The sequence below is a fragment of the unidentified bacterial endosymbiont genome (genome assembly GCF_918797525.1).
GTDB lineage: Bacteria > Pseudomonadota > Gammaproteobacteria > Enterobacterales > Enterobacteriaceae > Enterobacter.
The window spans coordinates 1091104-1114838 of sequence record NZ_OU963893.1 but is presented as its reverse complement, the minus strand read 5'-3'; the positions used below and the strand labels follow the sequence as shown (position 1 = coordinate 1114838).

Below are 23735 nucleotides of genomic sequence, written 5' to 3'. Positions count from 1 at the left end.
TGCGTAGCTTAACCTCTTTTACGTCGCCAGGCAGGTGCGCTTTGCGGCTTAGGCGGGATCTCCTGAAGCTGCATGACGACACTTGCGAACTCTTTCATCACCCTGCGGTAAACGTCGCGCTTGAAGGACACGACCTGACGAACAGGATACCAGTAGCTTACCCAGCGCCAGCCATCAAATTCCGGCGTACTGCTGGTTTGCATATTGATATCTGAATCGTTGCCCACTAACTGCAATAGAAACCATTTTTGTTTCTGGCCGATACAAACCGGCTTTGTGTCCCAACGCACCAAACGTTTCGGTAACTTGTAACGCAACCAGTTGCGGGTCGAAGCCAGGATGCGAACATCTTTTCGGCTTAGACCGACTTCTTCAAACAGCTCCCGGTACATCGCTTGTTCTGGGGACTCTCCTGAATTGATCCCACCTTGTGGGAACTGCCAGGAGTGCTGACCATATCGCCGGGCCCACATTACCTGCCCCTGACGATTACAAATTACTATTCCTACGTTTGGGCGGTAGCCATCGTCATCAATCACCGGACTACCCCATACTAAACCTGATATGCGAATGATTGTTTCACACTACTGGGAGGCGGTAAACCACTCTCTTTCAGGCTTGTAACCTAATAACATTGGAATAACTCACAAATATCAGCCGAGTTATAAACAGATAAGCGCCAGCAAGGGCAATTTTATTCACCTTTTCTGTGGATATACTTGTGAAGAAGCGTGGAATTACCGATGGACAACCTCAAATGCTCCCCTTACTGCCGGCTGAGGGTTAAAATAATAAACGTTTATTTTCAGAAGATTACCTATATCCCCCCGGATTATCCGCCCGATAACGTGATGATCATCACATCAGCGATGGTAGTACTGATGAAAGATCGAGCAGCATCGGTTTTATCCACAGATTGTGCCACTAAGTTAGACACCAATTGCCTGAAAATTCGATTTTCATCGCACGTCAAGGCTGTAAATGGAAACAGTAGTGAGGGTTATGCCCAGTTATCCCATTTTTCTGTGGATAACATGGTGTAAGATCCTGTTTATTGTCAGTGACCAGATTTGAACAACCTGTTTTCAGACACCGGGACAATAGTCCAAAACACGTTAAAAAAACATTTAAATCATAGACATGGAACATAAGTACAGAAAAAGTTAAACTCTATCCACAAGGGATAAATTATTAGCTCATTTTTTAATCAAAAGGTCACTATTATGCATTTGCTTACCCCCTTGCTTTCACCGCCCTCCAGCGAAACCGAGTTGCTACAGCAGGCACAACGTCTGGCGGGCTTCTCACTTGGCAAGCTGGCGGCGATGGCAAGGTTGCCGATCCCGCAAGATCTTAAACGGGATAAGGGCTGGATCGGCATGTTGCTTGAACTGTGGCTTGGCGCAAGCGCGGGAAGTAAGCCCGAGCAAGACTTTGCCGCTCTGGGCGTTGAGCTGAAGACCATCCCTGTCGATCGGCTGGGGAACCCCCTGGAAACTACCTTTGTTTGCGTTGCGCCATTAACCGGTAATACCGGGGTGACGTGGGAAACCAGTCACGTTCGCCATAAACTTAAGCGCGTGTTGTGGGTTCCGGTTGAGGGTGAACGTCAGATCCCTCTCGCGGAACGCCGTGTTGGCGCGCCGCTGCTCTGGAGCCCTGACGAGGATGAAGAAAGGCAACTGAGTCAGGATTGGGAAGAACTGATGGATATGATCGTGCTTGGGCAGGTGGAGCGCATTACTGCCCGCCATGGCGAAGTGTTACAGCTTCGTCCCAAAGCCGCAAACAGCAAGGCCCTCACCGAGGCGATAGGCACACGTGGCGAACCGATACTGACTTTGCCCCGCGGCTTCTATCTCAAGAAGAATTTTACCGGCACTCTGCTCGCTCGCCATTTTTTACTAAAAAGTTAGTTTTTTACGAATTTTGCGAGCTATTAAACACAATTGCCTGGTTTTTAAGATTTAACTACTTCCTCCTGTCGCAATATCAGGTTATTACTAGACTATGATTTGATACGAGCCAGATGAGGATGATAACGATGAAAAAATGGGCAGTGTTAATTTCAGCCGTCGGTTTAGCGTTTGCGGTATCGGGTTGTAGCAGCGATTACGTCATGTCTACAAAAGATGGACGAATGATCCTGACCGATGGCAAACCCGAAGTCGACGATGATACCGGACTGGTGAGCTACCGTGACCAGCAGGGTAACAATATGCAAATTAACCGCGACGACGTTTCCCAGATTATTGAACGATAACGGTTAAAGGTCAGTGGCTTGCTGGCCTTTTTGATTTTTTTCTTCCCCTTTTGCTTCCCCTCTGCCATGTTTATATTCCTTTGTCGGGAAGTTCCTGACGCGGTTCGTATGTCTAATAAAGGAAGCCGGCTATGCATTATCACCGTATCCCCCATAGCGCTCTGGAGATAAGCCAACTGGGGTTGGGCACGATGACATTTGGTGAACAAAACAGCGAAGCCGATGCCCATGCGCAACTCGATTATGCCGTCAGCCAGGGCATTAACCTGATTGATGTCGCAGAAATGTACCCCGTCCCTCCACGTCCGGAAACACAAGGGCTCACCGAAACCTACGTTGGCAACTGGCTGGCAAAACGCGGCAACCGCGAAAAGCTGGTGATCGCCTCGAAGGTCAGTGGACCTTCGCGTAACAGTGATGCCGGGATCCGCCCGAACCAGATCCTCGATCGCAAAAATATCCGCGCCGCGCTGGATGACAGCCTGAAACGCCTGCAGACTGACTATCTTGATCTCTACCAGGTTCACTGGCCGCAGCGTCCAACCAACTGCTTTGGCAAGCTCGGCTATAGCTGGAACGACAGCGCGCCTGCTGTTAGCCTGCTGGAAACGCTTGAAGCGCTAACGGAATGTCAGCGCGCGGGGAAAATCCGCTACATTGGCGTCTCTAACGAAACCGCGTTTGGCGTAATGCGTTACCTGCATCTGGCAGATAAGCACGATCTACCGCGCATCGTCACCATCCAGAACCCGTACAGTTTGCTGAACCGCAGCTATGAAGTGGGTCTGGCGGAGGTAACTCAGTATGAGGAGGTGGAATTGCTCGCTTACTCATGCCTGGGCTTTGGTACGCTGACGGGTAAATACCTGAACGGCGCGAAGCCTGCCGGAGCGCGTAATACCCTCTTCAGCCGCTTTACCCGTTATAGCGGTGAGCAGACACAAAAAGCCGTTGCGGCCTATGTGGATATCGCGAAGCGTCACGGTCTCGACCCGGCACAGATGGCGCTGGCCTTCGTGCGTCGTCAGCCGTTTGTCGCCAGTACCCTGCTGGGTGCGACAACACTGGACCAGTTGAAAACTAACATTGACAGTTTCCATCTGAACCTGAGCGATGAGGTGTTAGCCGGGATTGAAGCCGTGCACCAAATCTATACCTATCCGGCACCGTAACAAATGCAAAACGGCAACCTGCGTTGTAATGCCAGTCAGTTAAGACACTGGCTGGCCCTTTTTCGGGGCTGTGAGGTATCTTCAGGGCCTTTCCTTTACCACTCTCGGGAAGGCCCTTTCCCTTCTTGTCGGTAATTTTACCAGCTGCCCCATACTTTCAAGATCACGCATCAGCTCCGGGATTCGCCCCGGTGAAGCGCCCTGCAGAGTCATCAGCATTCTCATTACCATTCCGCATGATTCTGAGAAGCTCAGCTGATTCGGCCAGTATCCTTTCAGATGTCCCGCCATCTTAATCATCTGATATCTCACCAGATTATAAGCCAGCAAGACGCCCCACAGTTCCTGCTCCACAAGCTCCGGCTTTTTACTTCTCAGCGTCAGCCTGCTCAGTTGCATCGTCTGTTTTATCTCCCTGTATCCCAGTTCGATCTCCCATCGATGGCTGTACAGGTCTGCCATTTCTCCCCCCGGGTAACGCATGGCATCCGTCATTGACGTCAGCAGGTGACAGACCTTTCCTTTGCGCGTCACGGTCAGCAGGCGGGCTGTCATCTCATTTCCCAGACCCGGCCACTTTTTTCGTGCCTGTGGGCTGGTTTTCAGCGTGACCAGATGATCGCCTTTGCCCAGTTTTCTGACCTCTTCGTACTGCGCTCCCTTTCTGAGGGGGATCATCCAGTGCCGGTGCTCTCCCGCCTGGCTCCAGGCGTTTAACAGCCCCAGTGAGTAATATCCTTTATCCATTAACGTCAGGGTGTTATCGCCGGTTTGTTCTATAAGTTGCCCGGCAAGCTCATTTTCACTGTTTTTCATCGTGCCGAAGGCCGCTGCCGTCAGCAGATGGCTGGTCAGCTCCATCTGGCAGACCATTTTGACCTGCGGGTAGAGTGCCGGGTTTCCGCCATGCGTCTGGAGGGGGAAGGCGGCATCGTTCTCTGGTGTGTCCGGTGTGCGCCAGAACACACCATCGATAGCCAGCAGGGTCAGGCCACACCAGTTCGGGTGCGGCGTGGCGTTATGCCAGCGCTGCGCTGTTTGCGTGAACACGCGGCGGACGGCTTCGCTTCCCGGACGCTGTCGTGCCTGGATCACGGCGCTGGGCGCCACGAAGGGACGGCTGCCCGGCAGCATGATGTCCAGACGATTGACGATCTGATGGAGGGGTTCTTTACATTCGAGTGCCATGCCGACAATGCACCAGACCATCATTTCCAGCGGCAGGCGGCGCTTGCGCAGGGTGACGGTGCCGGATTCCTCAAGACAGCGGGAAATAAGTTCCGGGTCCAGATAGTCGCCCAGAGAAGTCAGAGGGTTACGCAGGGGATCGTAACGGGATACCAGATCAAGAGCCTGTCCAATGTGCATAAAAAAATCCGGAAACGGGTGAGCATTTCCGGATTCTTACACAGCCACTGGATCGGTCAACCGATCCTTAACTGATCGGCATTACAACCGAAGTTGCCGTTTTTAAGGTTTGTGCCCTCTGCCGTGGAAGCCGGTCGGGTGTCAACGACGACGCAGCCAGACCCACAGTCCCGTAATCGCCAACGCAAACAACGCGCCAAACCCAACGCCAACGCCCACCACTGGCACACCCACTTTTACCGCCAGCGAGTAAAGCCCCAGCATTAACAGCATTGCCATGTTTTCGCCGAGGTTTTGCACGGCAATGGCATTTCCCGCTCCAACGGTATGCTTGCCGCGCGCCTGCAGGAGTGCATTCAGCGGGACCACAAAGAAACCACCCAGAAGGCCTATCAGGATCAGCAGCGCATAGGCGGGTAATAACGCGTGCTGCAGCGAAAAGAACAGGACGCCAACGCCAATCAAAATACCCGCAGGCATACAGCGCGCGACGGTCTCTAGCGTCACCAGTTTTGCCGCCGCGCCAGCCCCAACAACAATCCCGATGGCCACCATCGCATTGAGGTAGGTTGGCGTGGCATTGTCCGTGATCCCCAGCGCCACCGGCACCCACAGCACCAGCAGGAATCGCAGCGTGACGCCTGCGCCCCAGAACAGGCTGGTGCCCATCAGTGAAAAGCGCGTTTCCCCGTTACGCCACAGCACACGGCAGGCGTTAAAGAAGCTGCTGGTCATCGGGGTAAAGCGCCAGGATTGCCCCGGACGCGCCACCGGTAGTTTGGGGATGAACAGGTTAGCAACAACCGCGCCACCGTACACCACCGCACAAACGCCCAGAGCCGCCAGCACGTTCCAGTCGGCCAATACGCCACCGGCAACGGACCCAAGCAAAATGGCCGCAATGGTGGATGACTCCATCAAACCATTGGCTTTCACCAGTTTATCGCCCGTGGTCAGCTCGCCAAGGATGCCGTACTTGGCAGGCGAGTAGGCCGCCGCGCCAACGCCCACCAGCGTGTAGCCGATAAACGGATTGATCCCGAAGCAGATACTGGCCGCCCCTAAAAGCTTCAGACCGTTAGCAAACATCATCACCCGGCCTTTTGGGAAACTGTCCGCCACCTGTCCGACGAAAGGCGCAAAAATAATGTAAGCCCCCACAAACACCATCTGCAGGATCGGCTGGCTCCAGTCCGGATAAAACTCGGCTTTTAGCAGTGCCAGGGTAGCGAACAGCAGCGCATTATCACCAAAGGCAGAGAGGAACTGGGCGGCAATGACCGCCAGCATGCCCTTCGAGCAGAGCGAAGTGTTAGTGTGTACTGACTCACGCATTATGCTGCTCTGCCTCTTCAACCATGCCTTTCAGGGTCACGAAATCGGGCTTACCGCTCCCCAACACCGGAAGCTGTTTGAGATAGCGAATATCGCGCGGTACCGCAAGCTCAGGAATGCCGTGTTCACGCGCATATTTCAGCAACGCGTCGCGCTTAAGTTCGCCGTCGGTGGTGAAGAGCACCAGCGCCTCACCTTTACTGGCATCGCACTTGACTACCGTCGCATGAAGTTTGTCGGCAGAGACCGCCGTCGCCAGCAGTTCCACCCTCTCCAGAGAGACCATCTCGCCTGCAATTTTGGCGAAGCGTTTTGCACGTCCCTGGATTTTCACGAACCCCTGCTCGTCGAAGCGGACAATGTCACCGGTATCGTACCAGCCGGTTTCAAGCTCGCCATTGACGTTTTCCGCCGTTGGCACTTCAAGCACGCCCGGGTTTTCGACGCGCAGATAACCGTTCATCACGTTTGGTCCTTTCAGCTGCAGGCGGCCGCCGTCCTCAATGCCGGGCACGGCCAGCAAACGCGCATCCATCCCCGGTAAAATTCGCCCAACCGTTCCCGGTTTCGCCGCCATCGGCACGTTGATAGAGACCACCGGCGCACATTCGGTGACGCCATACCCTTCCAGAATGCGCAGGCCGAACTTGTCCTGCCAAATCTGGCGCGTGCTGTCCTGCAGTTTTTCCGCCCCTGCCACCACATAGCGCAGGCGGAAGAAATCATACGGATGGGCAAAGCGGGCATAGTTGCCGAGGAAGGTTGACGTACCGAACAGCACGGTGCAGTTACGGTCATAGACCAGCTCCGGCACAATGCGATAGTGCAGCGGGCTTGGATACAAGAACACTTCAGCCCCGGTCAACAGCGGCGTGAAAAGCCCGACGGTCAGCCCGAAAGAGTGGAACAGCGGTAGCGCCGACATAAAACGATCGTTCGCCGTAAAGTCGGCTATGGTTTTGATCTGCTCAACGTTCGCCAGGATGCTCTTGTGGCTGTGGACAACCCCTTTCGGATTACCTTCGGAACCCGAAGTAAAGAGGATAATGGCATCATCTTCCGGCTGCTGTTTCACCTGCGCCAGATGTGGGACCAGCAGGTGAGCGAAAATCCATAGCTTGTCGGGCGTCGTCACGTCCGCTTTTAGATCTTCCAGGAACACCCAGCGCACCTGGGTTAGTTGCTCCGGCAGATGCCAGAGTTTGCCTTTATCAAGGAACTGACGAGAGGTAAAGACGGTATTAATTTGCGCCGCGGTGATGGCGCTGGACAGCCCTTTGACGCCTGCCGTGTAGTTCATCATCGCCGGTATACGGCCACGAGAAACGGCACCGAATATTACCGCCGCGCTAATACCGGCGTTTGGCAGCATCAGGCCGATTTTTTCACCCTGCTTACTGTATTTCTCAAGGATACGGCCGACAAACAGCGTTTTAGTCAGCAGCTTGCGGTAGGTATCGGGCGTAAAGTTGATGTCTTCAATGCAGTGTTTCTTCGCGCCATAACGGTATTGCGCCGACAGCAGAGACTCATACAGCGTTTCACGCGGGCGCACGGCCATGCGCGCTTCCATCATAATCTGATGCAGCATTTCCCCGGCCATTTTACGCCGATCACGCGCCCGGGGTGCTTCCGGCATCGGTATCGATGTCGGCGGCAGAATATGTAGAGTAATTTTCGGGAACAGGCGCTGCTTCACCAGCCCTTTCAGTCGGCTGAAATGGGTCAGTTCTGCCCCATCAATACGTAGCGGCACCACGGTGGCTTTTGACTTCGCCGCCACAAATCCGGCCCCGTCGTAGATTTTCATCAACGAACCGCTTACCGAAATACGTCCTTCAGGGAAAATAACCACCGGACGACCCTGCTCAATCAGGCGCACCAGATGTTTAATCATCATCGGCTTTGTGGGGTCAAGCGGCACAAAATCAATCAGCGGTGCCAGCCAGCGCATGTACCATTTTTGACTGATGGAGCTGTAGACCGCGAACACGGGTCGCACGGGCAAGAACAGCGCCAGCAAAATGCCGTCAATAAAGGAAACATGATTAGGCGTGATGAGCACGCGTTCGCCGTAAAGCGCCCGGGCATCACCCGTTATGCGGATACGAAAGAGGATACGAAACAGTGTGCGGAAGAACCCAAAAAGCATTTCAACTCCCTTTGCCAGCCGGTGTGAAGGGTCACGGGTATTAAGGGTGGCAGATTACACGAGAAGTGGTTAGGGGGCGACAGCAAATTAGGGACGAAAAAAAACCTGCGCATCCGCGCAGGCTGGTGCAAGAGATGAGTACGAATCCGTACTAAGAATTCTCACCAATCAATACCTCTGGGATCTTGATTGTGGCTATTTACTCCAGTCTGCGCCAGCGGTAAAACGCAAGGGAATGAGCCTAAGTGCAACCAGGTATGAATATTCTCTCGCACTGTTACAGGTCGAATGGAGAGGCAAAAAAAAAACCTGCGAATAAACGCAGGCTGGTGTAAATCGTGTTAATCAACCGGAGCTGATTCCACCTATCAATACCTCTGGGATCTCGACTCTAACAATCCCTCTTATCTTCTCGCTATCAGACAATCGCAACAGCCTGAGGCAAAGTGTAACTAAAGGTTCAAAATGGCTTTCGTTTGACATCACTGCCCGTGTAACGATTACACTGACAGGGTTGTTCTGCGTCACGTTTGTCGATTGAGCGGCCCGGCGCCCCTTGAATGCACGCGGCTTTTCCGCAACACTAGTTAGTGTGTAACCGCTTACCCCCACTAAGAAGGTATTTAATGGCGACAATAAAGGATGTGGCTCGTCTGGCAGGTGTTTCCGTTGCGACCGTCTCGCGCGTCATTAACGACTCCCCAAAAGCCAGTGATGCCTCACGTCAGTCAGTACAAAGCGCCATGGAAACCCTGAACTATCACCCCAATGCCAACGCGCGTGCGCTTGCCCAGCAGTCGACAGACACTATCGGGCTGGTGGTGGGCGATGTCTCGGATCCGTTTTTTGGCGCCATGGTAAAAGCGGTTGAACAGGTTTCTTATCAGACCGGCAATTTTTTGCTGATCGGCAATGGCTATCATAATGAACAAAAAGAGCGCCAGGCCATTGAACAGCTGATCCGCCACCGCTGCGCCGCCCTGGTAGTCCACGCCAAAATGATCCCCGATGAAGACCTGATTCATCTGATGAAGCAGATCCCCGGGATGGTCATCATCAACCGAATTATTGCCGGTTTTGAAAAACGCTGCGTGGCGCTTGACGACCGCTACGGCGCCTGGCTTGCAACTCGCCATTTGATCCAGCAGGGCCATACCCGCATTGGCTATCTCTGCTCAAACCACCCCATTTCCGACGCCGAGGATCGCCTGCAGGGTTATTACGATGCCCTGCGTGAAAACGGCCTGCCCTGTAACGACCGGCTGGTGGCTTACGGCGAGCCGGACGAAAGCGGCGGCGAACAGGCGATGACCGAACTGTTAGGACGTGGGCGCAATTTTACGGCGGTGGCCAGCTACAACGACTCGATGGCGGCAGGCGCGCTGGGGGTATTAAACGACAACGGCGTTGAGGTTCCGGGCGAGATTTCGCTGATTGGCTTCGATGATGTGCTGATCTCCCGCTATGTGCGCCCTCGCCTGACCACCGTGCGTTACCCGATTATTACCATGGCCGCACAGGCCGCGGAACTGGCGTTAGCGCTGGCTGATAAACGCCAGCCGCCGGATATCACGCACCTGTTCAGTCCAACCCTGGTGCGCCGTCACTCCGTCTCACCGCTGTCTGAAACAGCGGGCAAGTAGCGCAAGCGTCTTTACATCAGCTTGCCCTGGAAAATCGGTACCGACTCAAAGAGATAACCGTCAAAGTCTGGCGCATCTTCATCGGATAACTCAAGCAGACTCTTTTTCACATTTTCCAGATGCTGGAACATCGCCTGCCAGGCTCCCATGACGTCGCGACGACGCAGTGCGGCAAGGATGGTTTGCCGGTCGCCAAGCCATTTCAGGCGATACGCGCGGCTGGCAATGTGCACGTTGAACTGCTGCCACAGTGGGCTGCTGTCCATGTGATGCCAGATACTTTCGACGTTCGCCAGCAGCATCTGGTTTTGCGTTGCGCCCGCAAGCACCAGGTGGAACATCTTGCTGTTGTCCTGGCTGTTATCATCGGCGGCAATCGCCCGCTGCTCCTGCTCAATGATGCGGCGCAGGTTGTCGATATCGGCGCGCGTCGCCATTTTGGCGGCAAAGGCGGCAATGTTGCTTTCAAGCAACTGGCGCGCCTGCAAAATTTCGAACGGACCCACGTCGCTATTGAGAAAACGCTCTTCTTCGTTTTCATGCTCTTGCGGGATGCGCATGACATAAACGCCGGAACCCTGGCGGATATCTACCGTGCCCTGCAGTTCAAGCATCAGCAACGCCTCGCGCACGATGGTACGGCTCACGCCGTAGGTCTCGGCAATGTTGCGCTCAGGAGGCAGGCGCGACCCAACGGGATAATGTCCCTGGATAATTTGCGCCCGTAAATCCTCGCCAATTTCCTGATACTGTTTTTTTTTCCGGCAGGATGACAGCCTTATCCACGTGACCACCTGTTTTTTCAGTGAATGCGCAGGCCGGGCGTCCTCCCGGCCAGTTTGTGCGCTATTTTACCAGAAGGCTCATTTCCATTCATCGTCAACGCTGAGGGTAAGCACACGCTCATCGCGCAGTTGCCTGAACCAGGATGCCGATTTTTTAGGTCGCCGGGCGCGATTGTCGGCCAGATCGATCTCGATCAGCCCGTAGCGATTTTTAAAGGCGTTCATTGGCGAAACGTTGTCGGTAAAGGCCCACAGCATGTAGCCGTGGCAGTTGGCCCCGTCCTCGCGCGCCAGCAGCGCGTAATAGAGATGCTCACTAATAAAATCAATACGATACGTGTCTTCAATGATACCGTCACGATTACGAAACTGCGCTTCGTTCTCGACCCCCATTCCGCTTTCTGCCACGAACCAGTCGATGTTGCGGTAGTCGTTTTTTATCCGCATCGCCATGTCGTAGATTATGCGCGGGTAGATTTCCCATCCGCGGGAGGTGTTCATCCGTCGTCCCGGCAGCTCGAACGGCTCGTAGTAGTACGCCGGGTGGAAAGGCGTCTGCGGGTGCCAGGCGCGCGAAGGCGCTTTGACCCGGTGCGGGTAATAGAGGTTAATGCCCAGTTCGTCAACGGTGTTTTCGGCAATCAGAGCCAGCTCTTGCGCCGTGTAGTCCCATTCGACCTGGTGCTGCTCCAGCAGGGTAAAGAGCGCCTGGGGATAGTGGCCGTGAACCAGCGGATCGAGAAAGACGCGGTTAAAGAACAGATCGTAGATCTCATGCGCCTTCACGTCGTGCGGCGCACGCGAGCGCGGGTAGGTCACCTCCGGGTTCAGGATGCAGCCCACCGTGCCCTGATACCCTTTCTCATGAAACAATTTTACCACCTTTGCCGTCGCCAGCACCTTATGATGGTTCCACTGCATCCATTTATGGGTATCCTGCTCATACGGCCAGCGCAGCGCATCAAGGTAGACGCGGGTCTGCACCACAATCGGCTCGTTGAAGGTAAACCAGCGTGTGACGGCGCCGTGGTAGCGTTCAAATACTTTTTCCGCATAGTGCACGAACAGCTCGACAACATGCTTAGACGCCCAGCCGCCATACGTTTCCAGCAGCACGCCCGGCAGCTCATAATGCTCCAGACAGATCATCGGTTCGATGCCCTGGCGGTGCATTTCATCAAACAGGGCGTCATAAAAGGCCGCGTACTCTTCGTCCACCGTCGCGTTTTCATAGTTGGTCAAAAAGCGCGACCAGTTGATTGAGGTGCGGTAGTGCGTTAGCCCGGCCTGCTTCATCAGGGCGACATCCTCACGGAAGCGGTTGATAAAATCGGTCGCCACCGCCGGGCCATAGCCGTTATGCCAGACGTGGCGATCGTTTTTGTACCAGAGATCGATCCATGAATCCTGCCCTGTTTTCTTGCCGCTCCAGCCCTCGGTCTGCCAGGCCGATGCGGCCGCGCCCAGAATGAAATCCTGCGGTATCGTAATCTGTTTTATGCTCATCAGATCCTCATGCGTTGTCGGTGGCGTGTTGCAGCGCAGCCTGCTCTGCACGGCGTGACGCGATCTTCACAAACGGCAGGTAAATAAGTACCGCCGTCACGATGCAGATTAGCTGGGTGATAACCGCCCCCATTGAACCCGCCGTCGAGAGCCAGGCGTTAATCAGCGGCGGCGTGGTCCATGGCACCATGACAACGGCTTTACCGGCAAACCCCGTTACCGTGGCAAAGTAACCAATCGAGCCGGTGACCAGCGGCGTGATAATGAAAGGAATGGCGAGGATCGGGTTGAGCATGATTGGCATACCGAAAATCACCGGCTCGTTGATGTTAAACAGCCCCGGGCCGATGGAAAGCTTGGCTATCTCTCTCATCTCTTTGCGTTTGGTCGCAATCATCACCGCGATCAGCAGGCCGATAGTCAGACCGGAGCCGCCGATGCTCATATACACATCCCAGAACGTAGCGCCCTTACAGGGCGAGCGTCATCGCTTCGCGATTCCGATGGTTTGCATGTCCTGAGTCCGGCTTTATACTCTGCGGCATGTTAATTTTCTCAGGAAGTCATTGGTATGGCCCGCAGCAAAGCCCCCCGAAAGCGTAAACCCACGCCCTCGTCCCGACTCTCACGCCCTGATTATCCGAAGCGTTTCCTCGTCTCCCTGCCCCCGGAAAGCGACCATGATGACCCCGACGAGTTTTTTTACGACACACCGCAGGATGCCATTCGTCACTGTGTCCACCTGGGGCCGCAGTTTTTCCTCGATACACACTTCGACCCGCCTCTCGTCTGTATCATCCGCGGCTTTGAGCCGCCTGACTCACCCGACGGCGATGTCGTCATTGAGTCCATGCCAGCCGATGTGTTTATTCTCGCCACAGAATCCGGCATGCTACCGGTGACCTTCGCACCGTGGGATAAACACACCGACAACTGGGCCGATGACTGTGACGACTGGCACTATCATACCGGTGCCACTGCAGAGCGATAATCCGCCGCATGTATATCCCGCGCCCCGCAAAGCTGCTGTTCACCACTGATGACGGCTGGAACAGGTATATGGATAAACACGGTGACACCCTCAGCCCGTGGACCGTTCTCTGTGTCGAGCGCATGCTCGCCTGCGGCACTGCTGCCATGGGGGTGAAGCGATACTGCTGCGCCTCCCCGGACTGTACACATTCCCGCTTCTTCTGCCAGACCTGTAAATCAAAAGGCTGCAGCTCGTGTGGACATAAAGCCACGGAACAGTGGATTACAGAGCAACAGCATATTCTGCCCGACTGTGACTGGCAGCACATCACCTTCACCATGCCCCACCTGCTGTGGCCCTTCTTCAACAGCAACTGGCCCCTTCTCAATGCACTGTTCCGGGCAGCCACCCGGGCCATACTCCGGTGGACCCGCAAACAGGGCGTGGAGGTCGGTATCTTCTGCGCCCTGCATACGTACGGCAGACAACTTAACCAGCATCCGCACATCCACCTCTCCGTTACCCGCGGCGGGCTTGATATTAAACACGGCGTATGGCGCGACCTCTTCTTTAAGAAGCATGCCGTGGAGGAAATCTGGCGCGGAGCCGTCATCCGGCTGCTGCGCCACAGTTATGACCTGATTAATCCCGGCAGCCTGCCGGGGCTGGGCCATATCCGCGATAAAACTCAGTGGCAGCGGTATCTGCAGGCGCAGTACGGACGCCGATGGAAGGTTCACTTTGCGAAGAAAACAAAAGGCGCATGGCGAAGCGTCAAATACCTCGGGCGCTACCTGAAGCGCCCGCCGGTATCGGCGGCGAAGCTCAGGCACTACAGCGCCGGCGCGGTGGTGCACCACTATTACGACCATCGTACGCAGCAGTACCGGCAGCAGACGCTGACCCAGGAGGAGATGATCGGACGCTATATCAGTCATATCCCGGAGAAGCATTTTAAGATGGTGCGTTACTACGGCTTCCTGTCTAACCGTAAACGGGGCACCTTGCTGCCGAAGGTGTATGCAGCCCTGGGGATGGAAGCGCGGAAAAAACCGGAACAGCCCGGCTTCGCCGCGCTGATGAAAGAATTTCTGCGCACGGATCCGTACAAATGCCTTCTGTGCGGGACCCGGCTGCGCTTTGTCAGCGCTCAGGCCGGGAGGCACGCCACGGAGTTAGTGGCAGAAAGGCAGCATAAAATCGACCGGAAACGATGGCTTCAGGAACAGACTGCGGGATAAGTGCATCTGAAAAACGGCTTTCAGGTTAAAAACGCGCCGAAAGAGCCATTTTATGGCCATAACATTCCCGATGGCACATCATTACTGCATTGCAGACACTGCTGTTCATGGTCAGGAAATTTTTTAAAACGATGATTCATTTTCCTAACCATGAACGGCATGGTGATAATATTCGGCACCTCTTTGCCCTGCTCAAACGCGCTCATGTTAACGGTGATGGCCCCCAGCAGCAGCGGCTCGCGGATCGGTTTGATCATCTGGTTGCCGTGGATCCCAATGACCCAGAACAGCTGGGCAACAAACATCAGCAGCAGGATCCCCGGCAGGCTTTGCACCACACGTTCCAGCGGCTGTTGCACCACCTGGTAAACGGCGTCGTAGAGGTACATGCCGGTAAGTTGATGGAACACAAAACCAAAGGTCGCAATGGCGGTGGTGGTGATAATGGCCGGGATCAGCGCAGAAAACGAGGCCGCCACGTTAGGCGGTACGGTATCCGGCATCCTGATTTTTAACCCTTTGCGGTTTTCCAGCCAGCAATAGACTTCAACGGAAAGGATGGCGATAAACATGCCAAGGAACAGGCTGCGGGTATCGGAGAACTGACGCAGCAGCACGTCTTTCACTACGTGCATCTCACCGTCCACCAGCATTTCCACGGTAGTGGGGGTGACGCAGATAAAGCAAATCACCGCCAGCAGGCCCGGGAACAGCGATTTAATGCCGTTGATGCGCCCCAGCTCAACGCCAATCAAAAATACCGCACCGATGTTGAGGAAGTTAAGGGTGGCGTAGTTTAAGGCGCTGGTAATCGGTTTTAGCGCGGCGAGAAACGACAGCGACTGAAAGCTCGCCAGGCCGTTTTTCGGATCCAGCACCATGTTGGAGATCAGTACTGAAAATGCCCCAACGATGATGACCGGCATTAAAGTAATGAAGGCAGACTTTATCGCCATGATGTAGCGATAGCTGTTGAATTTAGTGGCGAAACTGCCCAGAGCGTCGATCAGTTTTTCCTGTAATGCCATAGGGTAATACCTCAGTAAAAGGGCTTTTATTAAATAAGGTGTACAGCCGGATACTATTGGCATACCAAAAATAGCGTTATGCAGGCTATGGTTCTGTGATTAAGCTCTCAACGCCGCCAGAGGTATTCCAGATTGTGATTTTTAACCATTTTGGCATACCACTTCCGGTCGTTTATTTCAGGTCTGAGGATCCTTACCAAAAAGCGTGATCGTGAAGGGAGTTTTGCTCTCCCCGCATCGCTTATGCGCCCTATGGTCTGTGTTAAACTGCAGAGATTACGTGGAATCAGGAATGTCTAATGGCAACAATGCTGGATGTCTCATTGCGTGCGGGCGTGTCGAAGGCCACGGTATCGCGCGTGCTGAACGGTACGGGTCAGGTTAAAGAGAGCACGCGCCAGCAGGTATTCGCTGCGATGGAAGAGCTGGGCTATCGGCCTAACTTTCTTGCGCGTTCGCTTGCCAACCAGACCAGCAACAGCATTGGTCTGGTGGTTTCTACCTTTGACGGGTTTTATTTTGGTCGCCTTCTGCAGCAGGCCTCGCGGCAGACCGAAACGCACGGCAAGCAATTGATTGTGACCGATGGTCACGACGCGCCGGAGCAGGAAGAGCAGGCGGTGCAAATGTTGGCCGATCGCAAATGCGATGCCATCGTGCTGTACACCCGCTACATGAGTGAAAAAGCGATCATCAAGTTGATGAACGCCGTGCAAACCCCGCTGGTGGTGATCAACCGTGAAGTCAGCCTGGCGGCCGATCGCTGCGTTTTTTTCGAACAACAGGATGCCGCTTTTAAAGCCGTGAATTATCTGATAACTCAGGGCCACCGGGAGATTGCCTGCATCACTGTGCCAATTCATACGCCAACCGGAAAAGCGCGCCTGATGGGCTACCGGAAAGCGCTGGAAAAACACGGCATTCGCCTGGACGAGCGTTGGGTAAAATATGGCGATGCGGGTATGACGCGCGGCTATGAGCTGTGCAAAGAGTTGATTACCGAGGGGGTCACTTTTAGCGCGCTGTTTGCCTGTAACGACGATATGGCGCTGGGCGCGTCCAAAGCATTACACCAGGCCGGGCTTAAGATCCCGCAGGATATCTCGCTGTTTGGCTTTGACGATGCCCCCAGCGCAAAATGGCTGGAGCCTGCGTTATCGTCGGTTTATCTGCCGATCGACAATATGATCGTTACGGCCATCGATCAGGCGATCCGGCTGGCCAACAACCAGCCAGTGAAAGCGATCCCGCCCTTTACCGGCACGCTGGTGTTACGCGACTCGGTGACCACGGGGCCGTACTTTACTCAAAAGCATTCCAGAGCCAGCAGTTCCTGAATGGTTTGGCGACGGCGGATAAGCCGCGCCACGCCACCATCAAACAGTACTTCCGGCAGCAGCGGACGGCTATTGTAGTTAGAGGACATAGACGCGCCGTACGCGCCGGTATCGTGTAGCACCAGGTAATCTCCCGGTTTTACTTCAGGCAGCGGGCGGGTTTCTACCTTGCCCCCTTCCTGCTGGGTAAACACGTCGCCGGATTCACACAGCGGCCCCGCGACGACCGTCTCCACGCGCGGCGCCTGAGTTAAATCGCGGCCATCGGCAGCCAGGGCGGTAATGTGGTGATAGCTGCCATACATGGACGGACGCATCAGGTCATTGAAACCGGCGTCAATCAGGACAAAATGGCGCGATCCCATTGCCTTCACGCTGCGCACCTGCGATACCAGCACGCCGGATTCCGCTACCAGGAAACGGCCCGGTTCAATCTCCAGTTTTACGGGATGCCCAAGATGAGCGGCGATTTTGTCGCGCGCGGCGTTCCACAGCCCGTAATAGTGATCGGTGTCGATCGCCTCCTCACCTTCGCGATAGGGAATGGAAAGTCCCCCCCCGGCGGAGATCGCCTGCAGATCCTGGCCAAACTCAACAACCTGGCGCACCATCGCGCCGCAAACCTGCTCAAGGTGACCGTAGTCGACGCCGGAGCCGATATGCATATGAATGCCCACCAGCTCGAGGTTATAACGCTGAAGCACGTCCAGCGCCGCAGGCAGATCGCTGTACCAGATCCCGTGCTTGCTGTTCTCTCCGCCGGTATTGGTTTTTTGGCTATGCCCGTGTCCAAACCCGGGGTTCACGCGCAGCCAGACGCGGTGACCCGGTGAAACCTGCCCCAGTTGTTCGACCATATCAATAGAACCGGCATTGACCGGGATCCGCAGCTCATGAACGCGGGCGAGGGTTGCCTCGTCGATCAGATCGGCGGTGAACACAATCGCGTCGCTGTCGGTAGTTGGATCAAATCCCGCCGCCAGCGCACGCTCGATTTCGCCCAGCGAAACGGAGTCAACCTTTACGCCCTGGTCACGCATCAGGCGCAGGATATGAATATTGGAGCACGCCTTCTGGGCAAAACGTACCACGTCGAACTGATGCAGCGCGGCAATCTTCTCGCAAATAATCTGGGCGTCGTAGACCCATACCGGACAGCCAAATTCGGCAGGCAGGCGCAGCAGGTTGTCGGCATTTAAATCCGTCTCGGTCTGGTTCAGCGGGCGCGGCATCGTTTTCTCCGGGTAAAGGCGTTTTCATGATTACGCCACAGTGCGAAGAGAATAAAAAATATCGTTTTATCGTAAGTCTATGCAAAAATGATATGAACAACGTTTCTTTCCCTGGTGCCCTATGCCCGCCGTTAACCTCCGCCATATCGAGATTTTTCACGCCGTGATGACTACCGGCAATCTCACCGAAGCCGCGCAAATGCTGCATACGTCACAGCCGACGGTAAGCCGCGAACTGGCACGCTTTGAAAAGGTGCTGGGGCTGAAGCTGTTTGAACGCGCGCGCGGACGGCTGCACCCAACGGTACAAGGGTTGCGCCTGTTTGAAGAAGTGCAGCGTTCCTGGTATGGGCTGGAGAGAATTGTCAGCGCGGCGGAGAGTCTGCGGGAGTTTCGTCAGGGTGAGCTGTCCATTGTCTGCCTGCCGGTGTTTTCACAGTCGTTCCTGCCGATGCTACTGCAGCCTTTTCTGGCCCGTTACCCGCAAGTCAACCTCACCATCGTCCCGCAGGAGTCACCGCTGCTCGAAGAGTGGCTTTCGGCGCAGCGCCACGATCTGGGATTGACTGAAACCCTCGCCACCCCGGCGGGAACGTTACGTACGGAGTTGCTTTCACTGGATGAAGTGTGCGTGTTACCCACCGGGCATCCGCTTGCCTGCAAAGAGGTGCTCACCCCTGCGGATTTCCATGCTGAAAACTATATTAGCCTGTCGCAAACCGACAGCTACAGGCAACTGCTGGATACACTTTTTGCCGAGCATCAGGTGAAAAGGCGCATGGTGGTTGAAACGCACAGCGCCGCGTCAATTTGTGCGATGGTACGCGCCGGGGTGGGGGTGGCGATTGTCAACCCGCTCACCGCGCTGGATTATGCCGGAAGGGATATTGTGATCCGCCCGTTTAGCGTATCCATCCCCTTCACCGTGAGCCTGATCCGCCCGCTGCACCGCCCGGCATCAGCGCTGGTGGAGGCTTTCACCGAACACTTACTTGCCCACGCGCACCGGGTCGCGCTTCGTTTATCAAACCTTCAGAGCGCCTCATGACAGCATAAACGCTACGGCATCGGCGGCGTGGATGGCTGCGGTATCGAATACCGGTATCGGGCTGCGCTCGACGGGGACCAGCAAGCCGATCTCCGTACAGCCGAAGATCACCCCTTGTGCTCCCTGCTGCGCGAGTTTCTCAATCACGCTGACGTAGTACGCCCGGGAAGATTCACTGAAGGTTCCCAGACAGAGCTCATCGAAAATGATCTGATTGATGCGCGTCCGGTCAGCCTCGTCCGGGATCAGGCTTTCGATACCAAACTCACGGCTTAACCGTCCGCGATAAAAGTCCTGCTCCATGGTGTAGCGCGTGCCCAGCAATGCCACGTGCGTCATTGCCGATGCAAAGATGGCACGCCCGGTCGCATCGGCAATATGCAGAAACGGCAGCGCGCAGCGCGCCTCGATATGGGAAGCGACGTTATGCATGGTATTGGTACACAGCAGAATGCCTTGCGCCCCCGCACGTTCCAGCCCAAGCGCCGCCTGGGCGAGGATCTCTCCGGCTTTATCCCACTCTCCGCTCGACTGACAGGCTTCGATTTTATGGAAATCCACGCTGTGCAGGAGCAGGCTGGCGGAGTGCAGGCCACCGAGACGCTGTTTTACCCCTTCATTAATCAGGCGATAGTAGGGAATTGTCGATTCCCAGCTCATTCCGCCTAACAGCCCAATCGTTTTCATCATCTCTCCTTACGTGTTTATCCCAGTGAAGCAAACTTGTGATCGTGTTTCCAGTTCTTTGTCTCGTCGTTTCTTTTTTACCCTGAGTGATATAAATTAAATGAAACAACGTTTCACTTAATTACAGGAAGACAATATGTTTATTTTTCATAAAGAGACCACGCTTGACGATCTGGGCAATGGCGTGACCCGCCGTATTCTGGCGCACGACGGTAAGATGATGGCGGTTGAAGTGAATTTTGAGCAAGGTGCCATTGGCCCAATGCATAACCACCCGCATGAACAATTAACCTACATCCTGTCCGGCGAGTTTGAATTTACCATTGGTGATGAAAAGCATGTCGTCACCGCCGGGGACACGCTCTACAAAGCGCCGCACGTGATACACGGCTGCGTGTGTCTTAAACCCGGCACCCTGCTGGACACCTTTACGCCAGTGCGGGAAGACTTCCTCAAATAAAACCAGGGCGCTGTTTTCAGCGCCCTTTGAGTCTCAACCCGCTTATTCTGTCACCGGTTCAGGCAGGGGAAGACGGGCAAGCATCGCTTCACGCAGCAGGACACCTGTGCAGGCAAACAGGCCGCCAAGAATAGCCGCCAGCAGAACAATCAGCGCTTTGCCAGGGCCGTCTTTTTTCACCGGCATCGATGGTGAAAGCTGGTATTTAAAGGGCTCAACTTTAACGTCGCCCACGGACAGTTTTTTTAGCTGTGCCAGAGAGTATTCGCGGTTCTGGAAATCGGCGTTTAGCTCAGAAACGTCCTTAAGATTCTTTTCTATCTCCAGCTTCTGCGCAATGCCGTCAGCACCGAGCGAGACGGAGTAATCCGGATCATCTTTTACGGCCTGCCCGTTACTGTAGACCGGCTTCTTAATGCCCGCCGCGTTGGCCACTTCCAGCGAATAGTTAAGACGCTGCAGATTAGTGTTGTGCGCGTTAATGAGCCGCACACGATCCAGCGCCAACTGCTGCTCTACCACCTTGGTTTTCAGGATAATCTGGTTACGAATATTCTCCATCGTCTCCTTCTCAACGAGACCGGAGATATAGTCGACATAACCCTCAAGCACGTTTTGCGCATCCTCTGCCGTTGGCGCGGTGAAGCTCAATGTCCAGGAGGTATAAGGCGATTTATCCGCGTCTTTCGCCTGAGTGTTGTCCGTGGCTTTCATTTTTTCTGAGATATTGACCACGGCGCGGTGCAACTCAAGGGGGTCTACCTCGGCGTTTTCAAGCTGCAACATCACGTAAGGAGAGCGTTGTATATACTCTTCCAGCAGCGACTGCGACTGAAATTTTTTAATAAACAGGTTAAATACCTCAGGACGCGTGACCTTTGCATCCACATCAAGTACCTGCAACGTGACCATCATCTGGCGCAACGGGTTCCATTGCGTTTGTTCAGCCGCGGTGATCACCGCTTTACTGGTCCATTTCTGCGGCAACAGGAAAGCGATGGTCAGGCCAACCAGTGCGAAGACAAACGCAATGGTGAAGATGCGTTTTTTCGCCGCCAGCAGGACGCCCAGTAATCCCAGAAGGTCGATCTCTTTCGTGCTTACAGCGGCTGAGGTGTAACGGGGAAAATCGAGGTTCCTGTTGTTTTTAAAATCCATTGCTGACATAACCATTCTTCTTAAGAGGGAGCAGTAACGTGCTGCCTGATGGGTTCTGGTGGTGTGATGATACAAGAAAGTAAGAATTATCTGAACGTGAGATTGGTCCAACCTGGTACAACTATCAGAATTAGTAGTGAGTATAGTGACAATTACATTATTAATAATCTTCTACTTAACCTTCCATCCCGTCATTTTCCCGCTGAAAAAAACCTCCCGGCAACGTCAAAAATGCCACACCCTTCACTTTATTGAAACAGCGTTTCGACAGCGATCACATTTCCATCATTAAGCGAATGACGCAGAAATAAATAGCAATAAAATAAAATAAAACGATGTTTTAGTATTGAAGAGTAGTGGTTCGCCTTTTCTGAAAATCTATCAGCTCGCAACAGGAACATCTCTGAAAAAGCGTTATAAAACAAAGTGAAATGGAGAAACACTGACACGCTTTACACCGAACACGCTTTCTCACGCCGCGGTAGTTGGCCTGAGAAATCGTTACAAAAGCAGATTCCGTTTTAAACCATTGATTGCCAGGTAGGTATGTATGAATGAAAACAAGCTGCTGGGGTTAGCGTGGATATCACCCTACATTATTGGGTTGATACTCTTTACGGCTTTCCCCTTCGTCTCCTCGTTTTTCCTCAGCTTCACGGATTACGATTTGATGAGCCCGCCGGTGTTTAACGGCATCGAAAACTATCGCTACATGTTTACCGAGGACACGCTCTTCTGGAAATCAATGGGCGTGACCTTTGCCTACGTATTTTTAACTATTCCCTTAAAGCTCGCATTTGCTTTAGGGATTGCGTTTGTACTGAACTTTAAATTACGCGGCATCGGATTTTTCCGAACTGCCTACTATATTCCCTCAATCCTCGGTAGCTCTGTCGCGATTGCCGTTTTATGGCGCGCGCTGTTTGCTATTGATGGCCTGCTTAATAGCTTTATTGGGGTGCTGGGTTTTGATCCGGTGAACTGGCTGGGTGAGCCATCACTGGCGCTGATGTCGGTGACCCTGCTGCGCGTCTGGCAGTTCGGTTCCGCGATGGTTATCTTCCTGGCGGCGCTGCAGAACGTTCCGCAATCGCAGTATGAAGCGGCGATGATCGATGGCGCATCCAAATGGCAAATGTTCACCAAAGTTACCGTGCCGCTGATTACGCCAGTGATCTTCTTCAACTTCATTATGCAAACCACCCAGGCGTTCCAGGAGTTTACCGGACCCTACGTGATAACCGGCGGCGGGCCAACCTACTCCACCTACCTGTTCTCGCTCTATATCTACGACACCGCGTTTAAATACTTCGACATGGGTTATGGCGCAGCGCTTGCCTGGATCTTGTTCCTGGTGGTCGCGGTCTTTGCCGGTATCGCCTTTAAGTCTTCGAAATACTGGGTGTTCTACTCCGCCGATAAAGGAGGCAAAAATGGCTGATATCCAACAACTTTCCACGGCGAGAAGCATCGCCGAGCGTGAAGTGGCGCGTACCCTGCGCAAAGAGAAAATTAACGCCACCGTTCGTTATGTGATCCTGCTGTTTGTCGGCCTGCTGATGCTCTACCCGCTGGTGTGGATGTTTTCGGCGTCGTTCAAACCGAACCATGAGATCTTCACCACCCTGAGCCTGTGGCCTGCACATGCGACGTGGGATGGCTTTGTAAACGGCTGGAAAACGGGAACCGAGTATAACTTTGGCCATTACATGCTGAACACCTTTAAGTATGTGATTCCGAAAGTGATTCTGACCATTATCTCCTCCACCATCGTGGCGTACGGCTTTGCCCGCTTCGAGATCCCGTGGAAGAAGTTCTGGTTCGCCACGCTCATCACCACCATGCTGCTGCCGAGCACCGTACTGCTGATTCCTCAGTACCTGATGTTCCGTGAAATGGGCATGCTGAACAGCTATATGCCGCTGTACCTGCCGCTGGCCTTTGCCACCCAGGGGTTCTTCGTCTTCATGTTGATTCAGTTCCTGCGCGGCGTACCGCGTGACATGGAAGAGGCGGCGCAAATTGACGGCTGTAACTCCTTCCAGGTGCTGTGGTACGTGGTGGTGCCGATTCTGAAGCCGGCCATCATCTCCGTCGCCCTGTTTCAGTTCATGTGGTCGATGAACGACTTTATCGGGCCGCTGATCTACGTCTACAGCGTTGATAAGTACCCGATTGCACTGGCGCTGAAAATGTCCATCGACGTCACCGAAGGGGCGCCGTGGAACGAAATTCTGGCAATGGCGAGTATCTCTATTCTGCCATCTATCATTGTCTTCTTCCTGGCGCAGCGCTACTTCGTGCAGGGCGTCACCAGCAGCGGAATTAAAGGTTAAGAGGGAATCAT

The 23735-nt window shown here is 54.2% G+C and carries 19 protein-coding genes and 3 pseudogenes; 11 read left to right on the top strand and 11 right to left on the bottom strand.

What is annotated here, in order from left to right:
• Window positions 1–8: 8 nt before the first annotated feature.
• On the bottom strand, window positions 9–539 hold the full coding sequence (rppH, locus tag NL510_RS05335; protein WP_253382224.1) for an RNA pyrophosphohydrolase: 531 nt from the start codon (window positions 537–539) through the stop codon (window positions 9–11).
• 684 nt (window positions 540–1223) lie between these two features.
• Between rppH and mutH the strand changes: the two genes are divergently transcribed.
• From mutH to NL510_RS05320, 3 genes are all read left to right on the top strand, one after another.
• Window positions 1224–1916, top strand: coding sequence for a DNA mismatch repair endonuclease MutH (gene mutH / locus NL510_RS05330; protein ID WP_253382222.1), 693 nt, complete (start codon window positions 1224–1226; stop codon window positions 1914–1916).
• Between the two features lie 128 nt (window positions 1917–2044).
• The gene (locus NL510_RS05325; RefSeq protein WP_253382220.1) at window positions 2045–2263 is read left to right on the top strand and encodes a YgdI/YgdR family lipoprotein; all 219 of its coding nucleotides are present in this window, start codon (window positions 2045–2047) and stop codon (window positions 2261–2263) included.
• 131 nt (window positions 2264–2394) lie between these two features.
• A complete protein-coding gene (locus NL510_RS05320) occupies window positions 2395–3435 on the top strand; it encodes an NADP(H)-dependent aldo-keto reductase (RefSeq protein WP_253382218.1) in 1041 nt (346 codons plus the stop codon).
• 81 nt (window positions 3436–3516) lie between these two features.
• Here the strand turns inward: NL510_RS05320 and NL510_RS05315 are convergent, their stop codons facing one another.
• The 3 genes from NL510_RS05315 to aas all read right to left on the bottom strand — a co-directional run bounded on the left by NL510_RS05315 (window position 3517) and on the right by aas (window position 8290).
• A complete protein-coding gene (locus tag NL510_RS05315) occupies window positions 3517–4803 on the bottom strand; it encodes an IS4 family transposase (RefSeq protein ID WP_253382216.1) in 1287 nt (428 codons plus the stop codon).
• A 141-nt stretch (window positions 4804–4944) separates the two neighbouring features.
• Window positions 4945–6138: a lysophospholipid transporter LplT gene (gene lplT / locus NL510_RS05310; protein WP_253382214.1), complete on the bottom strand. Its 1194-nt coding sequence runs from the start codon at window positions 6136–6138 to the stop codon at window positions 4945–4947.
• Window positions 6131–8290: a bifunctional acyl-ACP--phospholipid O-acyltransferase/long-chain-fatty-acid--ACP ligase gene (gene aas / locus NL510_RS05305; RefSeq protein WP_253382211.1), complete on the bottom strand. Its 2160-nt coding sequence runs from the start codon at window positions 8288–8290 to the stop codon at window positions 6131–6133. The genes lplT and aas overlap by 8 nt, the downstream gene beginning before the upstream one ends.
• A 626-nt stretch (window positions 8291–8916) precedes the next feature.
• Between aas and galR the strand changes: the two genes are divergently transcribed.
• Window positions 8917–9933 (top strand): HTH-type transcriptional regulator GalR, encoded by a 1017-nt coding sequence (gene galR, locus NL510_RS05300; RefSeq protein ID WP_253382209.1) that lies wholly within the window; start codon window positions 8917–8919, stop codon window positions 9931–9933.
• Between the two features lie 11 nt (window positions 9934–9944).
• On the opposite strand, the pseudogene NL510_RS05295 reads toward galR, so the two are convergent.
• The 3 genes and pseudogenes from NL510_RS05295 to NL510_RS05285 all read right to left on the bottom strand — a co-directional run.
• A pseudogene (locus tag NL510_RS05295) lies at window positions 9945–10719 on the bottom strand (GntR family transcriptional regulator).
• 77 nt (window positions 10720–10796) lie between these two features.
• Window positions 10797–12224: a glycoside hydrolase family 1 protein gene (locus NL510_RS05290; RefSeq protein WP_253382207.1), complete on the bottom strand. Its 1428-nt coding sequence runs from the start codon at window positions 12222–12224 to the stop codon at window positions 10797–10799.
• Window positions 12225–12231: 7 nt separating this feature from the next.
• A pseudogene (locus NL510_RS05285) lies at window positions 12232–12684 on the bottom strand (PTS transporter subunit EIIC); the annotation flags it as partial.
• A gap of 111 nt (window positions 12685–12795) precedes the next feature.
• Between NL510_RS05285 and NL510_RS05280 the strand changes: the two are divergent.
• Window positions 12796–13215: a hypothetical protein gene (locus tag NL510_RS05280; RefSeq protein WP_253378013.1), complete on the top strand. Its 420-nt coding sequence runs from the start codon at window positions 12796–12798 to the stop codon at window positions 13213–13215.
• Window positions 13216–13223: 8 nt separating this feature from the next.
• Window positions 13224–14438 (top strand): IS91 family transposase, encoded by a 1215-nt coding sequence (locus NL510_RS05275; protein WP_301308567.1) that lies wholly within the window; start codon window positions 13224–13226, stop codon window positions 14436–14438.
• A gap of 152 nt (window positions 14439–14590) precedes the next feature.
• Here the strand turns inward: NL510_RS05275 and NL510_RS05270 are convergent.
• Window positions 14591–15466: pseudogene (locus NL510_RS05270) on the bottom strand (PTS transporter subunit EIIC); the annotation flags it as partial.
• A 299-nt stretch (window positions 15467–15765) separates the two neighbouring features.
• Here NL510_RS05270 and NL510_RS05265 point away from each other — a divergent pair.
• Window positions 15766–16803 (top strand): LacI family DNA-binding transcriptional regulator, encoded by a 1038-nt coding sequence (locus NL510_RS05265; RefSeq protein WP_253382205.1) that lies wholly within the window; start codon window positions 15766–15768, stop codon window positions 16801–16803.
• On the opposite strand, the gene lysA is transcribed toward NL510_RS05265, so the two are convergent.
• A complete protein-coding gene (gene lysA / locus NL510_RS05260; RefSeq protein ID WP_253382203.1) occupies window positions 16773–18035 on the bottom strand; it encodes a diaminopimelate decarboxylase in 1263 nt (420 codons plus the stop codon). The two genes, NL510_RS05265 and lysA, sit on opposite strands and share 31 nt — an antisense overlap.
• Before the next feature lie 121 nt (window positions 18036–18156).
• Between lysA and NL510_RS05255 the strand changes: the two genes are divergently transcribed.
• Window positions 18157–19083 carry a LysR family transcriptional regulator gene (locus NL510_RS05255; RefSeq protein WP_253382201.1) on the top strand — a complete coding sequence of 309 codons (927 nt, stop codon included), beginning with the start codon at window positions 18157–18159 and terminating at the stop codon, window positions 19081–19083.
• On the opposite strand, the gene NL510_RS05250 is transcribed toward NL510_RS05255, so the two are convergent.
• Window positions 19078–19770 carry an aspartate/glutamate racemase gene (locus NL510_RS05250; protein WP_253384760.1) on the bottom strand — a complete coding sequence of 231 codons (693 nt, stop codon included), beginning with the start codon at window positions 19768–19770 and terminating at the stop codon, window positions 19078–19080. The genes NL510_RS05255 and NL510_RS05250 overlap by 6 nt on opposite strands.
• 136 nt (window positions 19771–19906) lie before the next feature.
• Between NL510_RS05250 and NL510_RS05245 the strand changes: the two genes are divergently transcribed.
• The gene (locus NL510_RS05245; protein ID WP_253382199.1) at window positions 19907–20230 is read left to right on the top strand and encodes a cupin domain-containing protein; all 324 of its coding nucleotides are present in this window, start codon (window positions 19907–19909) and stop codon (window positions 20228–20230) included.
• Between the two features lie 42 nt (window positions 20231–20272).
• On the opposite strand, the gene wzz(fepE) is transcribed toward NL510_RS05245, so the two are convergent.
• The gene (gene wzz(fepE), locus NL510_RS05240; protein WP_253382197.1) at window positions 20273–21397 is read right to left on the bottom strand and encodes an LPS O-antigen length regulator Wzz(fepE); all 1125 of its coding nucleotides are present in this window, start codon (window positions 21395–21397) and stop codon (window positions 20273–20275) included.
• 541 nt (window positions 21398–21938) lie between these two features.
• Here wzz(fepE) and NL510_RS05235 point away from each other — a divergent pair.
• Both NL510_RS05235 and NL510_RS05230 read left to right on the top strand, forming a co-directional pair.
• Complete coding sequence (locus tag NL510_RS05235) at window positions 21939–22829, top strand: carbohydrate ABC transporter permease (RefSeq protein ID WP_253382195.1); 891 nt, start codon at window positions 21939–21941, stop codon at window positions 22827–22829.
• Window positions 22822–23724, top strand: a complete 903-nt coding sequence (locus NL510_RS05230; RefSeq protein WP_253382193.1) for a carbohydrate ABC transporter permease — start codon at window positions 22822–22824, stop codon at window positions 23722–23724. The genes NL510_RS05235 and NL510_RS05230 overlap by 8 nt, the downstream gene beginning before the upstream one ends.
• Window positions 23725–23735: the final 11 nt, after the last annotated feature.

What these genes read in the sequence shown, in the direction of transcription:
- NL510_RS05315 (WP_253382216.1), bottom strand. Translation starts at nt 4,803, where the DNA reads ATGCACATTGGACAGGCTCTTGATCTGGTATCCCGTTACGATCCCCTG.
- NL510_RS05290 (WP_253382207.1), bottom strand. Translation starts at nt 12,224, where the DNA reads ATGAGCATAAAACAGATTACGATACCGCAGGATTTCATTCTGGGCGCG.
- NL510_RS05235 (WP_253382195.1), top strand. Translation starts at nt 21,939, where the DNA reads ATGAATGAAAACAAGCTGCTGGGGTTAGCGTGGATATCACCCTACATT.
- NL510_RS05255 (WP_253382201.1), top strand. Translation starts at nt 18,157, where the DNA reads ATGCCCGCCGTTAACCTCCGCCATATCGAGATTTTTCACGCCGTGATG.
- mutH (WP_253382222.1), top strand. Translation starts at nt 1,224, where the DNA reads ATGCATTTGCTTACCCCCTTGCTTTCACCGCCCTCCAGCGAAACCGAG.
- lplT (WP_253382214.1), bottom strand. Translation starts at nt 6,138, where the DNA reads ATGCGTGAGTCAGTACACACTAACACTTCGCTCTGCTCGAAGGGCATG.
- NL510_RS05275 (WP_301308567.1), top strand. Translation starts at nt 13,224, where the DNA reads ATGTATATCCCGCGCCCCGCAAAGCTGCTGTTCACCACTGATGACGGC.
- lysA (WP_253382203.1), bottom strand. Translation starts at nt 18,035, where the DNA reads ATGCCGCGCCCGCTGAACCAGACCGAGACGGATTTAAATGCCGACAAC.
- NL510_RS05280 (WP_253378013.1), top strand. Translation starts at nt 12,796, where the DNA reads ATGGCCCGCAGCAAAGCCCCCCGAAAGCGTAAACCCACGCCCTCGTCC.
- NL510_RS05320 (WP_253382218.1), top strand. Translation starts at nt 2,395, where the DNA reads ATGCATTATCACCGTATCCCCCATAGCGCTCTGGAGATAAGCCAACTG.
- NL510_RS05325 (WP_253382220.1), top strand. Translation starts at nt 2,045, where the DNA reads ATGAAAAAATGGGCAGTGTTAATTTCAGCCGTCGGTTTAGCGTTTGCG.
- NL510_RS05230 (WP_253382193.1), top strand. Translation starts at nt 22,822, where the DNA reads ATGGCTGATATCCAACAACTTTCCACGGCGAGAAGCATCGCCGAGCGT.
- galR (WP_253382209.1), top strand. Translation starts at nt 8,917, where the DNA reads ATGGCGACAATAAAGGATGTGGCTCGTCTGGCAGGTGTTTCCGTTGCG.
- NL510_RS05250 (WP_253384760.1), bottom strand. Translation starts at nt 19,770, where the DNA reads ATGAAAACGATTGGGCTGTTAGGCGGAATGAGCTGGGAATCGACAATT.
- aas (WP_253382211.1), bottom strand. Translation starts at nt 8,290, where the DNA reads ATGCTTTTTGGGTTCTTCCGCACACTGTTTCGTATCCTCTTTCGTATC.
- NL510_RS05265 (WP_253382205.1), top strand. Translation starts at nt 15,766, where the DNA reads ATGGCAACAATGCTGGATGTCTCATTGCGTGCGGGCGTGTCGAAGGCC.
- NL510_RS05245 (WP_253382199.1), top strand. Translation starts at nt 19,907, where the DNA reads ATGTTTATTTTTCATAAAGAGACCACGCTTGACGATCTGGGCAATGGC.